The following is a 14,660-nucleotide window of genomic DNA, read 5'->3' as shown; positions in this document are numbered from 1 at the left end:
GCGTTATCCCCTGGCTTTCCATTGCGCAATGCTGATGGGCTCGAGTCCCAGATTCTCGTTATGGCGCTCGATATAGTCGCGATAGTCATAACGCGCGCCGGGGAATCCCAGCATCTTCCAGGAGACCATCTCTTTGTTGCCGCCATAAATCGGATCGGCAAAGAAGCCTTCCATGGTGTTATTCAACACGTCGAGGAAAAACGATTTCGCGTCGTAGCCGTCGAACTGCACCTTGCCTGCTTCCATCGCCTCCAGCAGCTGGTCCTGCTGTTCAGTGGTCAGCTCGGCAAAGTTCTTTTTCGTGGTTTGCTGCACGTAGCGATTCAGTGCTGCAATGCCATGGCGATAGCGCTGCTGTGGCACCAGCGGCGACTGGTCGCCTTGCTCCGGTGTACCCTGCTGGAAAGGACCTTCCATATACAGCCGTTCAAAGGTGCCGTAAAAACCCTGCAACTGGCGATCGATAAACACCGCACAACCCGCCTCTTTGCCGCCGATGCTGAGCTCATCGGCAGGGATCAGGCGGTCCACAATGGCTTCAACGGTCTGGGCTTCTTCCGGGGTAAAGAACAGCCAGCCTTGCTGGTCAAACGATTCGGGGGGATTGTCGGAGAAGGGCGTCCAGCCCGGTGAACCTTTGAGAGAGACGGCATCAGCCGCTTGCGTCACGGTGGCGGCGACGCCCAGCGTCGTCCACGTCAACACCTGCCGTCGCGTGACGCCCGGCAGCGTTTTGGCTCTTTTTTTCATTTTGCTTCCTAATTGTAAGTTGAACAAATTTGCAACAAAGGTGTTTCCAGCTTCGAAAATATCGCCACAGACTCTGCGTGTTGTGTTTATGTATAATTAACATTGTACAAATGTTAAATGTAGGGGCTTTCGGCGATACAGCCAGTTGCCGGGCAGGAAAATGCATTTTTTGTTCAAAAAGAAACAAATGAGAGAGGTTCTTGCGGGTGTCTACTTAAGCGAATGTTACAAATTCTGCGCAGTAGCGACATCGGTGATGCAGCGGATCAGCGCCTTGGCCGCTGGCGCGTGTAAAGCCCCCTGGCGCAGCGTTAGACCAATCTCGCGATGGGTATTGGGCAGGGAAAATTCTAACGGGCGCAGGATCCCCGCAGTGAGTTCGTATTCAAGCTGATGGGACGACACCGCCGCCACCATATCGGAATTTAGCAACAGACCACGCACGATGGCGAGATCGCCACTTTCAACCATCGGGGTGGGTACGTTGATGCCCAATGCCTGAAAAGCACTATCCAGCAGATGGCGCGCGGGCGAGTTCACGCGCGGTAAGATCCACTGCACAGGGGGTAAATCCGTTGCGCTGAGTTGACGTCCGGCCAGCGGATGTTGCGGTCGCACCACTAATACCAGCGATTCGGCAAACAATACCTGGTTTTGAATATCCAGCACGTTCTCATCCTGACGCAATGCGCCGAGGATGAAATCAATATCCCCGGCGCGCAGTTCGGTCACTAACGCGTCGAAGGCACTTTCATTGGTGACGATTTTAATACCCGGATGGGTTGCCACCAGCCGGGTAATCGCCAGTGGCAGCAGGGTGCTGCGACACAGCGGCAAGGCACCCACATGCACCGTGCCACGTAAAATACCGGTTGCTGCTGCCAGGTCTTCCGGGATATGGCGAATCTCATTCAGTGCGCGGCTGATAAAAGGTGCCATTTCCCGCGCGGCGGTGGACGGCATCATCCCTCTCGGTGTGCGCTGGAACAGGGATATTCCGGCACCTTTCTCCAGCACCTTCAGTGCAGCACTGACCGCAGGCTGGCTGATGCCGAGTGAATTCGCCACGCTTTGCGTATGGTGCAGGCGATATAACCGCAGAAAGACCTGCAGGCGACGCACATTGAACAACCAGATGGGTTCGGCATCGTCACGGTGATAATCGCGCTGTTTGAGCCGACTCAGGGTCGCCGGGATACGCTGCAACTCGCTGATGGCGCGCTGCGCCCGTGGCAGCACGCATTTCCCCATTTCCGTCAACAACATGCCGCTGGCATGACGCTCAAACAACGGTGTGGCTAAAGTGTGCTCAAGATCACGGATAGATCGGGTGATCGCCGATTGCGTGCGAAATAATTTCTCCGCCGCTTCCGAGACCGTCCCGCGTTCCGCGATCATGCAAAAAGCGCGTAGTTGCATGATTTTAATCTCATTTTCTTCGGCTTTCATTGCTGGCGTTTCCCCGGCTTCTGTGACGATCGAAATCACAACATAAATAAAAATCATAGCTCGCGCAATGAAAGGCATTATCCGGCCAGCAAGTGGCATGTCAGGATGAAAAAAACAGCCACCGCAGGATAGAAAGATGGAAAACACCGTTAAAAAAAGTGCCCTCGTTGTCAGTGCTCACTCTGCCGATTTTGTCTGGCGCGCGGGTGGCGCTATCGCCTTACATGCCGAGCGTGGCTATGACGTCCATGTGGTTTGCCTGTCATTTGGTGAGCGGGGCGAATCCGCCAAACTGTGGCGCAAAGGCAATATGACGGAAGACATTGTCAAAGCGAATCGCCGCAGTGAAGCGCAGTCAGCGGCGGAAATCCTCGGCGCATCGATTGAATTTTTCGACCTGGGTGATTACCCGCTGCGTGCCGATAAAGAGACCCTTTTCCGGCTGGCAGATGTGTTCCGCAAAGTGCAGCCACATTTTGTGCTCACCCATTCGGTTGCCGATCCCTACAACTACGATCATCCACTGGCTGCCAATCTGACTCAGGAAGCGCGCATTATCGCCCAGGCCGAAGGCTACCGTCCGGGTGAGCCGATTATCGGTGCACCGCCGGTTTACTGCTTCGAACCGCATCAGCCGGAACAATGCAACTGGAAACCGGATGTGCTGCTGGATATCACATCGGTGTGGGAGAAGAAATATGCGGCGATTCAGTGCATGGCGGGTCAGGAGCATCTGTGGGAATACTACACCCGTGTGGCTCTGCAACGTGGAGTGCAGGCGAAACGCAATGTGGGGATCGCCTCGTCACGCGTCATCAGTCACGGTGAAGGCTACCAAAGCCTGTTCCCGCGTGTGACGGAGGATTTGTCATGAGCCAGGTCAACCAGAAAGGCGTGGTGGTACGCCAAATCGAGCGGGCAGACGCGGATCTGGTGGCGCAGTTCGCCACCTTCGGTGTGGCGACGGTGCATGAAGCGCAGCAGCGTCAGGGATTACTCGATGCGCGCATTCGCCCGGTGCAGCAGGGTACCACCATCGCGGGCAGCGCACTGACGGTGCTGGTTTCCCCCGGCGATAACTGGATGTTCCATGTCGCAGTTGAGCAATGCCAGCCGGGTGATGTGCTGCTGGTGGCTCCCACTTCAGATTGCCATGACGGCTTCTTTGGCGATTTGCTGGCAACCTCGCTACAGGCGCGCGGTGTGGTGGCGCTGGTGGGCGATATCGGCATTCGTGATAGCCAGACGCTGCGCGAGATGCATTTTCCGGTATGGTCGCGGGCGGTGTATGCACAGGGCACGGTGAAAGAGACGCTGGGGTCGGTGAATGTGCCGGTGATTTGCGCCGGTCAGTTAGTCAATCCAGGTGATCTGGTGGTAGCGGATGATGACGGCGTGGTGATTGTGCCGCGTGCCGATGCCAAAACGGTGGCGCAGGCGGCAGCGCAGCGGGTTGAGATCGAAGAAAGCAAGCGCCAGCGTCTGGCTGCGGGGGAACTGGGGCTGGATATTTACCAGATGCGACAAAAACTGGCCGCGAAAGGATTGCGTTATGTCGATTCGCTGGCAGAACTGAAGAGTCTCTGACGATGAAACAGACGCTGATCCCCTGTGTACTTATGCGTGGGGGTACCTCCAAAGCCGCCTGTTTTCTGGCGCAGGATCTGCCTGCCAATCCGGCGCTGCGCGATCGGGTGCTGCTGGCGGTGATGGGGTCGCCCGATGCGCGGCAAATCGATGGCATCGGGGGGGCTGATCCGCTGACCAGCAAAGTGGCGATCATCTCTCCCTCGACGCATCCCGATGCTGACGTTGAGTATCTGTTCGCTCAGGTCAATGTGGATAAAGCCGTGGTCGATTACGGTCAGAACTGCGGCAATATTCTGGCGGCGGTGGCCCCTTTTGCTATCGAAAAAGGGCTGGTGGCGATACAAGGCGTAGAGACGCGGGTGCGTATCTTTATGGTCAACACCGGTCAAATCGCCGAGGCGCAGCTGCCAACACCCGATGGCGCGGTGGAGTATGAAGGAGATGTGCGTATCGATGGCGTACCTGGCTACGCGGCTCAACAGGTCCTGAACTTTACGGATATTGCCGGTTCCAGTTGTGGCGCATTGCTGCCCACCGGGCAGGCAAGGGATCAGTTTGATGGGGTGGCGGTGACCTGCATCGATAATGGCATGCCGGTGGTTTTACTACGCGCCGCTGACCTGGGCCGTACCGGGCTGGAGAGCCGCGAACAGCTGGATAATGACGACGAGTTAAAAGCACGGCTGGAATCGATTCGTTTACAGGCCGGGCCGCGGATGAATCTGGGCGATGTGGCACTACGCACCGTGCCAAAAATGACCCTGATAGCAGAACCGACTCAGGGCGGAGTGCTTTCCACCCGCACTTTTATTCCACATCGCTGCCATGCTTCGATCGGCGTGCTGGGCGCGGTCAGCGTGGCAACGGCCTGCCTGATTCCCGGTTCAGTGACGGAAGGGATCGCGCAACTCAATCCAGGCGCAGAGCAGCGTCTGGCTGTTGAACATCCGAGCGGGGAGTTCAGTGTGGTGTTACAACGCGATAGCGCTGGGAATGTTACCCGCAGTGGCTTGATTCGCACTGCACGGCTGCTGTTTATCGGAACGGTAGCGGTACCGGGTTCAGTGTGGCAGGGAGAAAAACATGACTAAAATCGCCATTATTGGTTTTGGTGAAGCCGGACGGATCTACGCCAAGGATCTGGCGGCGCAGGGTGCGCAGGTAACGGTGTGGGATAACAAATTCCTCAGCGCCGAGGCAGATCAACTTAAAGCTATGGCGGGACAATGGCGGGTGCGCGCTGCGCACAGCCTGGCGCTGGCGCTGGAAGGGGCCACGCTGGTTCTCTCGCTGGTGACCGCCGCTAACGCCTTGCAGGTGGCGCAACAGGCCGCAGCGCTGCTGCGACAGGGACAAACTTTACTGGATTTTAATTCTGTCGCGCCTGACACCAAACGCGCAGCGGCGCAGGCGGTGACCGAGGGCGAAGGAGGCTATCTGGATGTGGCCGTCATGGCCCCGGTGCCACCCAAGCGGCTGGGCACACCGCTATTAATCGGTGGCACACAGGCCGCCACGGTTGCTGCACTGCTATCCGGGCTGGGTTGCCAGGCCCGCGCCGCCAGTGAGGAGATTGGTACGGTGTCCGCGATCAAGATGTGTCGCAGCGTGATGATCAAAGGTCTGGAGGCGTTAACTACCGAGTGTCTGGCTGCCGCACAACGTTACGGTGTCGAAGAGGCGGTGCTGAATTCGCTGCATACCAGCTTTCCCTCGCTGGGCTGGAATGACGCGCTGCCTGACTATCTTATCAGTCGGGTTGCGGAGCACGGTGTCAGGCGCGCGGAAGAGATGCAGGAAGTGGTGAAGACCTTACAGGATGTCGGGCTGGAAGCGCCGCTTAGCCGGGCTATTCGTCAGGTCCAGGCGGAATTACCGGCTCAGCTTAAATCGCATCAGCTGCAATATCAGGATCTGGTGCCGTTTAGCTGGCGTACGGTGCTGGCGAAACTGTCGCCAAAATGTTAGTAGCGGTGCGATTTATCGCGCCGCAGTCGCACCTGATGACGGAGAGGCTAATTTACACACCGACCAGGTAGAGTGGCTGTGTAGCATCTTCATCAGTACACAACCCAAAGGTATTGCTGAAAAGAAACCATGCCATGGAAAAATCCTCTGTCGCGCGTTCCGGGTGTTGTGCTTTGAAATAATCGCATAGCAAACCGAAGACCATTTCTACATCAGGCAAAATCAGGCGTGCAACCAGCACGTCGCTGGCGAACAAAGCTTTAAAAAAGTCCAGAAAACGGCGCTTATCTGCAACGCCAAAATCGGTAAGTTGCAAAAATCGCGTGGTATCTGATAACCCATAGAAGTTGCGTTCTTCACGTCCCCATTGGTTTGAGTCGGTTACCATTGCGGCATCGATTCTGCTTTGTAATCGAAACAAAAATGCGGATCCAGAAAGCTCGTTCATAAATACCGGGCCAGCAAGGCGATTTTTAGCCCAGGCTGCGAAATCCGCGGCAGTACGGGGGGCGCTATTAATGCCAGCCAGGCGAATCGCTGATCCATTGGAGGGCTGTGGGGCGGGATTGACGAGTAATAAATCGGTAAACTGGTCAGTGCTGAGCGACAATGGCGGAGCCTTTTCCTCATTGGTCAAATGACCCGCCACCGCAGAAAGAATCATGTTGATCGGATGATTATATTGGGTGGACATAAGCGCTGTCGGCCTGATTAACACTAATTGCTGTGCCTGATGAGACTGTCGCCAGTAATGTAGAGTGCTATTGATAATCTGGTGAACCTGACGGGCACAGGTCTGCATATGTCCTGCCTGCCATAAGTGTTCAGGTAAGGAAAGAAACTGATTTAATACCTGCGTGTTATCGGGTATCCCCATCACGAGGAGATGCAGCTGATCCAGTGCCTGCTGCCATGCGTGGTATTGAATGGTTGAACGACGTTGGTCAAAACGAAATGCCCAGGATTCTGCGAATAATTCTGGCGTTACATAAGGTTGCGCACCGAAATAGCTAAAAAAGGAATTTTTCGCCAAAGAGTCCAGATGTAAAGCTGAAGTAGCAGTATCGGAAAACGACGGGCGGTTCCCACGCGACTTAAACCACTCTATTGCGTCAATGGCACGAGACAGATATGTCCGACTGTGCTCAATCCATAAAGTCAGAGAAGGTGTTCTATGCAGTGCGATTAAGGGGTTATCAGTCACTAACTCATTGAGGGCAGTGAAGATCGCCTGCTTTTTTATCAGGTTTTTAATACTGTTGTTGCAAATCCTCTCGTCATAAAGGTCATCGTCACGCCAGGTAAAGACATTCCAGTTTCTGTCGCTAAGTTCGACATCCGCATGGATACGTTGCTGAAGTTCATTATTTAGTGAACGGCCATGTCGTTTCAAATAGACATCGATATCAATCAGTCCGTCGGTATCGATTGCCATACGAAAAGGAATATTTGTCGTGATATTGCTAAGTAAACGTATGTGTTCCCGTCTTGCGGCTTGTGCGTTGAATAGCAGGGATTTATTTTGTTGCAGTTCAGTGGTGGTGAGTAAGGGGAGAAATTCCGGTAGCAACTCTCTTTGTTGTCGGATAATAAAATCTTCAATGGTGGCATTAAATAGCTGTTTTGAAGAAATCTGGTCTGAAGTGTGAATAAGATGCGGCCAGTCAGTGAATTCTTCAGGAAGAGACTGCACAACTCCCTGTGAATCTATAATGCCATATCTGGCTTTCTGGTAATTATCTTCACTGAAAACAAATACGATATTACCGCTATGATATTGCAACACGTAAGGGGTTAATTGGGTGTTGATCTCATTCCGTCTGGTGTCAGCTTGTAAATAATAATCAGGTGTGAAGACCCCCTGACGCAAAAGTTGGCTGGCTACTTCATTTTTCACCAGATGCCAGGATTCCGTTGCATTTCCGGTATTACGTCGCCAGGCAACAGGAATAGACTGCTCAAAAAAAGCCAGTGCGGAAAGTTGACCACGGCGTAATGCGGAAAAATCAGCCTGCAACTCACTATACAAGCTGAGTTTTTCCCAGATTCGGGCATGTGCAAACCTGTCTGCCAGTAGATATAAAACCTCACGATTTTCTGGCAGACTTGCGTAAAGCGCACGCTCGTTTTCATTGATAAAACCCACATAGCAGACATAACGCATCGGATCCCACCAGATTCCCCTGAAGCCAGTCATTGGGAGTTCACCGGCAGAGAGGGTATGATCCCATTTCCGGCGGCTTCTTAATACAGAAGCATCAGCGGGCCAGTCGGTATATTTTCCCATTACCTCGGTGATGGCCTGATCGAAGTAATAAATTGAGGACATATTTTGCGGCCTGGCCAGGCTCCGTGTTTTCCATTTATTCACTGCCGGATGTGCCGCCAGTTTGATAATGTGTTCAGACTTTAGTTGCTCTGCAAGTATATTATCCTTGATATAAAAGGGGAAATGTCTCATCAGCCATGCCACTGCCCGCTTTTTTTGGGTGATGAAATCTGCTTCATTTTGTACCGCAGCGAGCTGGTGTAATTGTTCCTGCACTTCAACTTTTATCCAGTTGAATAAGGTCGTTATGACGCTGTTATTATTCTGCCGATTAGCCAGAGGAGCGGGTACTACTGTGGTGCGGTTAAAATGAATAATATCCTTACTCGCTGGATCGAAACAGATGGCGGTTAAAGCTTCATCCGTGAGTGGTGCGGGTTTCTGGTGGAACATTCCTGTCGCGGGAAAGGACAAAGAATAAGGGAATAAGATCCCCTCATTATTATTTATAATATCGAATCCGATACCCACCACCGTGAGATCAGGACCCTCATTCTTTCCGCCAGTCTGATACCAGGTAAATTGCAGTTCCCCCCGGGCGTGTGCTTGTCTTAATTGTTGCTCTTTGCTTGCGGGCATGGCGATGGTGAGTAGCTGCTGGTGGCTTTGTAGCGCGGTGTTGAATAGAGAAAGCAGTCGTTGTTGTTGTTCAGATGATGAGGTAGCAAAGTGAAGTTCAGTCAGATATGCCGCCAGTGCCTGGCTGTCATCAACGCAGGCAAGTATGTACGTTTGTATCGTAGCTGTATGTTCCAGACAGGTGGCCACGCAGTGCAGCGCATCTTCACCAGTGTGGCGGCCCGGCCGAGTCAGCAAGGCTATTTGTTGTTGAGCGGCAACAGGAATGATGCCTGCATCCTGCATTGCAACGCTAAAGAGTTTCAGCAATGCGCCTTGGCTGACTGTTTCCAGCTGCAAGTTCTGAGCAATGATCGCCCCGAGGCAAAGTTTTTGTGCTGAGACATCTTTTAACCTGATGCTCGCCATTCCCGCGTCCATGCTTTTTAATTGTGTTGTGAAATCAAGAAAATGACTGACGGCGGCAGTCATATAGCGCCGGACTGCCTGCAGTGTTGTACCGTAGTTTATTTTTGAATGTTGCTGAAATTGTTGAGTTAAACTCAGTGATTGAACTTTTATAAAATTCGCATTCGTTAAGTGTGCCAATGTCATCCACGATGAGCTAAGCACAATTTGTAGCTGTCGAAACGCATAATCATATAAATCAGGCGCAGTTGGCGAGGCTAATTTAAAAATATCGCTTAATAATTGTAGCAATCGGTCTTCATCAATAATCGTTCCTGTAGGAAGGTTGCGTTGCAAAACTTTAAGCTGACAATTAATCAGGTTGCCATTTTCATCAAGAATTGTATTGATCAGTGTCGCAGCATCACTCGGGCCCTCTCTTTCTGGCGTGAGCATACTCATAGTATGGCCATATAATCGCTCATGAAAGGGCAGAGCAGAGAAATAGATAAAATTCTGTAGGATGTTATTTAATTCTTGTTGATATAACAGCGTTTCATTTTTTTTCTGGCTGGGTAGTTTGCTCTTTAATGGAGAGATAACCACATCAGTCAGTTGTTCATCATTCAGAGAAGGTAATGGATAAAAAGGATGCTCACTCAGCAGCTGACGTCTGGATCGCTGTTGTGGTTCAGAAATAAAGTCGTTAGTCAGAAAAGTAAATCTGCTACCGTTATCAAGTTGGTAGTATTGGCAGAATAAAAGTGTGGGATAAGTGTCGCAACATTGTTGCATTGCATTTTTAACTAATGATATAAAAATTGGATTGACATCATCGGCAATGATAATTTCTAAACTATTTTTTATAGTGGCACTACGTTGCTCATGTTGCCAGCCAGCCAGGATTTTCTTCGTCACATCTTTAAGATAGAGCGCAAGATTTTGGCTGCGCATTTGAGGAGAAAGATATTCCTGGAATTTTGCCAACCAGTCAGCCTGTGCATCAGCGTTGAGCCATTGTTCTTCCGTATAATTATCCAGTACCCTGGCGCTGTATTCTATGCGTGCGAAGGGTTGATAAATCCGTTCAAATTCATTTTCCATCCAGATTTGATTTCTGATAAATTCAGCCAGTGTGGGGACAACCTCACCGGGATGATGTTGACGGTATTGCTGGCATCGGTGATTGAATATTTCGATGTTTGCGCTAAATAACGTTATTGCAGCGGGGCGTTCTCTTATTGTCTGGTTCATGGCTTGCGTAAAGTAATTAATTATCACAATGTGGAAGTTTTCCTGCATAGCAGAATGTGTGGAATATAAGGTTGTTTTCCCAAGTTTATAATGAATGTTTTGTACTATCTCTTTATGTTTTCTCTTCTTTTCCTTTTCAGATGCTTGTAATAAATTCTCAAGATCTTCACTAAGAAAGACTTGTTTAAGCATAAACAGATAATTAAACTGAAAAGCCTCGGAGTCACTCTCAAGGGTACTATTTATCGCTTTAAATGACTGGCTTATGAGGAGGTTTTGATCGGCAGTTAGTATAATGTTTGATATTGGATTTCTCTTGATTAAATTATCATTGAGATAATCAAAAAACATCCCTGCGTTCAATTCTGATCTGTTGGGGTTAAGATTGTAATGTTTATCAAGATCTATAATTTCACCAACATAATGCCACACTGGAGCGATAAAACTTCTAAAGCAAAACATGGCCATTTCGTCATGGTCGTTCGGTATTTTCCACCCGCCAGCATCTGCAACATCGATAATTGTCTGAATGTCTGGGTTTTTCAACATCGCAAAGAATATTGTATGATAAAGTTCAGGATTGTTGGTATGGATATCAAAAATGTTGGTCGTAATTTTCAATGGTGGTGAATCATCAGAATAACAGGTAATGTTCTTTTTCTGTAGTGTTAATAATATGTGATGCTCCTTTTCCACAAGTTCCTTTGCTGATGGTTTTACCCAAGGGTAAAAAATATAGGATTTTAGTCCAGACTTTAATTCTTTCAGTTGTTTTTTTCCTATGCCCGCAGCCAATGGAAATATAAACGTCTTCCCACTACCAAAACTGAATATTGGATATAATATTTCAGTAGGTTTAGAGGCAACACTTAGTCCAGTCAGAAATATTTTTTCAAATGTCGATTTCAACTCTTCATCAAGATGGTTTATCTCCTTTCTTAGTTTATTTATGCTTTGTTCAAGGGCAGGAGAGGGTTTCTGAATTGCGATGGATATTTTTAAATTTTGTCTTAAAGTATCAAGTTGCAGCATCTTTTTTATTTTTTGTATAGATGCTTTTTTAATGAGGTGCTCAAGTCCTGTTACTTTTTTAATTACTGAGGATAACAGATAAGCATCTGAAGCACATAACACTCCCTGAAAAACATTCTCTAATAATGAAGTCAGAACAATGTCTTCATGTGGGATGATCATATCATCAATCATTTCAACACAACTATACAAAGGTAACTTTTCCTTAAAAAGCTGCCATTTTCCCTTTTTAATATCGTGTTCTCTTTCCGTTTCTCTTGAACTTTCAATTTCTTCTTTTTCATAAGACAAGTATTTTTCGCGAATGTTTGCGATTTCTTTTTGCAGCAGCTTAACCGCATTCGCAGATCGACCCAGCTTTTTCTCGTAGAATAAAGAAATAATTTCCTTGTCAGACCGCGTTGCTTTGCATACTTTAGCTTTGACAAATTTCAGTCGCTCAGTAATATAATCCCACATTTTCTCTGGAGGGCTAACTAATGATTCTTTAAACGCTTTCTCCTCATCACAGGGATCCCAAAAAGGTTTTCCGTCGTGAAATTTGTAGTGTCTGTTTAAAAAATCATTCGGCAGACCAGCAATATCTTCAGTTTTATTTATGGCTAATGTAGTAATTGGAAGTTGTCGATAAATACGGCTGGCCTCGATATTTATCGCGAAAAATTTTCTTTCTTTAGTCTGTATGTTTTCAGCAATAAAAATCGCTCCACGTTGATAATGCCTCCTGGAGTTATAACCGACCTGATACATGATACTGGCTTTAAATCTAAACGATTTAGGCATCAACATTGTGCGTACTTTTTGTATGCGTCGGTTATCGAGTTCTACAATGCTGATTTCAACAAGGGGATTGTTGAATAATTCATAATTCGGATCCATCTCGAACGCGAGACGAACGACTGTTTTATACAGCGCTATATGTTCATTGTAGACTTGTTGATACATCTTCTCATGTTTATCTTTCAACTCATCTCGCTTTGGATGTGGCCGAAGAACAAAGGAGTTGGTGTCATCTGTAGCATAACTTCGTAGCGAGTGAGGCACCAGGTTTGGCAGCCGACGCCGTAATACATCCATACCATCGGGGAAACTGCGAATAACATCACGAATATTCTTGCACCCGCGCAAATACTCTATCTCACCGTGTGGATCGATATAGGGTTGCAAATTGATTCTCAGGCTTTCCCTATCAAAATTTACTGACGTAACCACATTAATATTTTTCTCCAGGTAAGCATCTTCGATCACATCATCAAAAGTTGGGAAAATGAGTCTTTCAAGTTTAACATCGTTTTCATGGTAATTAATAAAATCGCGATTGATGCTGCTGGTGAAATTCTCAAATAATTCTCTGATGGGTGATAATTTTGGTATGCCATCATAAAATTTTCTTCTGCGCAGATAGAATCCATATTTTCTTCCTTCATTTATGGCGAAGTCAAAATCATCATGTAAGACGTATTTATTTTCTGAATATTCTTTACCCAGGTAATTCCAATAGTAATAGGTTTCTTTTGAAACAACGTCCAGGTCACCTTTATTATGATTTTTGAATTGAATTAAATCAGGTGCGCATAACAATACGATAAAGTTAATTAGTTTTTCTGTTTTACTCAAATCAATTGCACCGAGTGTTTTAACCAGTTGTCCTGAAACATACAACCGAGTCTGCTGAAGTGCTTCGTTAATACTCTCCTGTTGTTTTTTATTAATATTCCTCAGCCATATTTGATTAACTTCCTCTCCGGTTGAGAAAATAAGTTCATTTAAGTCAAAAGCTTCTTTCTTACCAACAGGGGTGAGTAGCACTGATAAAATATAGGTTAATAAAACAGACATTTCAGTACGCTCAAAAGGGCTAAAATTTGTGATGTCCCATTTTTTTAGCAACTTGTGTGCATGTCCGACATTCAGGTCGCCATGTTCATTGAAGATGAAATGACAGAACTCATCAACTAATCTTAATCCTGCCTTATTTGAAGTAAGCAGCTCTTTTATAGCTTTTTCAATATCATAACAAGTACCTTTTTGTCCTGCTGGATTCAATTGATTCAGTCCGTGTGGTTTTTCGCCATAAGACACGCTGTGGATAATATGAGTGTTATTAATATTAGTAATAATGGAGTTTTCACTGGCGATGCTATTTGAATCCTGCGGAAGAGACAAATAGCGATAAATTGCGCAGGAAACTCCCATACCCAAAGCGGTTATTCCTGCTATGGTTTTCGCTCGGGCTGTTGATTGATGCGCAATGGCTATCGCTGTGGTTCCGAGCAACAGCGGTGTATTCACTGCTGTTGTGCTGGATGAGGCATAATGATCAGTAGTTAAATTATCACGTACAGCAGCAGGCGTTAAAGAGAACAGATTTTTCAGTAAAGTGATATTGAGACTTAGTTGTTTTTGCGTTAAATCATACCTGCCTGTCTCCTCCCGAAGTAATCGATCAATATCATTTGTGCGATGTGGAAAGAGTAGTGTCAGAGGGGTAAAACTATCGAGAATTTTAATCGCGCTCCCAAGTCCGGGAGATACCATGGTGATTGCTGAGATTAGCAGACCTTTAACACCTTCATTAACCACCGACAAAGTGAAAATTTTAGATGAAAGAAACGATGAGAAAAAATTCAGTAAGACAATATCTCGCGGTATGCAGTTGAAGACGCTTTCCTCCGTGGATTCTGCTTGTTTCAGGGCCTTCCCATTTTGCAGAACAGAAACCAACTGTTGAAAAATATCCTGATTGACTTCCTCAGGAATACCCCCGGCAATGCCTGAAAGAAGGAAGAAATATTTAATGTAGTGATTTGGTTTATGATACAATTTTCCCAGTAATTGCTGGTTTTCTTTCTTTTTCATTATTTTTACTGCGATAGAGATATATAGGTGATTTTTATAAGGGTATATGTCATCACGAAAATATGTTGCATCTCTATTGATTTTTGGTGTCAGGGATTTAACCAGAGGCAATAAATATTGATGAATTTTACACGAGACAGGAATTGATGGGGTATTGATTATTTTTTTAATTTTTTTCATGGAAAAATTACAGGCAGTGACGGTTTTCTCTAACCAGTAAACACAATTGGAATCGGCATGAGATTGGATCTCGGTTTTCATGGGCAAATTTCCTTATTTGCTATGTAACTTAGCGACAGGGAATAAGGTCGAGCCTTTACAACTCATTCATAACTATAGTCGCTTAAATTGAAAGCAAGAGATTTTTACCGAGGAAGGAACCTTTTGACGCGGTGATATAAAGCGGTACGGTTTTTAGCTGATGACTTCACGCTAACATCTTCGTAGCGGCGCGATAAATCGC

General features: G+C 47.4%; 7 protein-coding genes. 4 read left to right on the top strand and 3 right to left on the bottom strand.

Annotated features, from left to right (window positions below):
• Positions 1-3 precede the first annotated feature (3 nt).
• Both PW844_RS08280 and PW844_RS08275 read right to left on the bottom strand, forming a co-directional pair.
• Positions 4-750, bottom strand: coding sequence for a gluconate 2-dehydrogenase subunit 3 family protein (locus PW844_RS08280; RefSeq protein WP_299450242.1), 747 nt, complete (start codon positions 748-750; stop codon positions 4-6).
• 225 nt (positions 751-975) lie between these two features.
• Entirely contained in the window at positions 976-2,199 is a 1,224-nt protein-coding gene (locus PW844_RS08275) for a LysR family transcriptional regulator (protein ID WP_299450240.1), read from the bottom strand.
• Between the two features lie 136 nt (positions 2,200-2,335).
• Here PW844_RS08275 and galB point away from each other — a divergent pair, with 136 nt between their 5' ends.
• The 4 genes from galB to PW844_RS08255 are packed head-to-tail and all read left to right on the top strand — an operon-like array spanning position 2,336 to position 5,757.
• The gene (gene galB / locus PW844_RS08270) at positions 2,336-3,073 is read left to right on the top strand and encodes a 4-oxalmesaconate hydratase (protein ID WP_299450238.1); all 738 of its coding nucleotides are present in this window, start codon (positions 2,336-2,338) and stop codon (positions 3,071-3,073) included.
• Positions 3,070-3,786 carry a 4-carboxy-4-hydroxy-2-oxoadipate aldolase/oxaloacetate decarboxylase gene (locus PW844_RS08265; protein WP_299450236.1) on the top strand — a complete coding sequence of 239 codons (717 nt, stop codon included), beginning with the start codon at positions 3,070-3,072 and terminating at the stop codon, positions 3,784-3,786. The genes galB and PW844_RS08265 overlap by 4 nt, the downstream gene beginning before the upstream one ends.
• A gap of 2 nt (positions 3,787-3,788) precedes the next feature.
• Positions 3,789-4,880, top strand: a complete 1,092-nt coding sequence (locus tag PW844_RS08260; protein WP_299450234.1) for a 4-oxalomesaconate tautomerase — start codon at positions 3,789-3,791, stop codon at positions 4,878-4,880.
• Positions 4,873-5,757 carry an NAD(P)-dependent oxidoreductase gene (locus PW844_RS08255; RefSeq protein ID WP_299450232.1) on the top strand — a complete coding sequence of 295 codons (885 nt, stop codon included), beginning with the start codon at positions 4,873-4,875 and terminating at the stop codon, positions 5,755-5,757. The genes PW844_RS08260 and PW844_RS08255 overlap by 8 nt, the downstream gene beginning before the upstream one ends.
• A 52-nt stretch (positions 5,758-5,809) precedes the next feature.
• On the opposite strand, the gene PW844_RS08250 is transcribed toward PW844_RS08255, so the two are convergent.
• Entirely contained in the window at positions 5,810-14,458 is an 8,649-nt protein-coding gene (locus tag PW844_RS08250) for a hypothetical protein (RefSeq protein WP_299450230.1), read from the bottom strand.
• Between the last annotated feature and the right edge of the window lie 202 nt (positions 14,459-14,660).

This window comes from Pantoea sp., from assembly GCF_028283705.1.
In the GTDB taxonomy this organism is placed as follows: Bacteria; Pseudomonadota; Gammaproteobacteria; order Enterobacterales; family Enterobacteriaceae; genus Pantoea.
This window is presented reverse-complemented; position numbering and strand designations above follow the sequence as displayed.

Coding starts and splice junctions, on each gene's coding strand:
- PW844_RS08280 (WP_299450242.1), bottom strand. CDS start 750: ATGAAAAAAAGAGCCAAAACGCTGCCGGGCGTCACGCGACGGCAGGTG.
- PW844_RS08275 (WP_299450240.1), bottom strand. CDS start 2,199: ATGAAAGCCGAAGAAAATGAGATTAAAATCATGCAACTACGCGCTTTT.
- galB (WP_299450238.1), top strand. CDS start 2,336: ATGGAAAACACCGTTAAAAAAAGTGCCCTCGTTGTCAGTGCTCACTCT.
- PW844_RS08265 (WP_299450236.1), top strand. CDS start 3,070: ATGAGCCAGGTCAACCAGAAAGGCGTGGTGGTACGCCAAATCGAGCGG.
- PW844_RS08260 (WP_299450234.1), top strand. CDS start 3,789: ATGAAACAGACGCTGATCCCCTGTGTACTTATGCGTGGGGGTACCTCC.
- PW844_RS08255 (WP_299450232.1), top strand. CDS start 4,873: ATGACTAAAATCGCCATTATTGGTTTTGGTGAAGCCGGACGGATCTAC.
- PW844_RS08250 (WP_299450230.1), bottom strand. CDS start 14,458: ATGAAAACCGAGATCCAATCTCATGCCGATTCCAATTGTGTTTACTGG.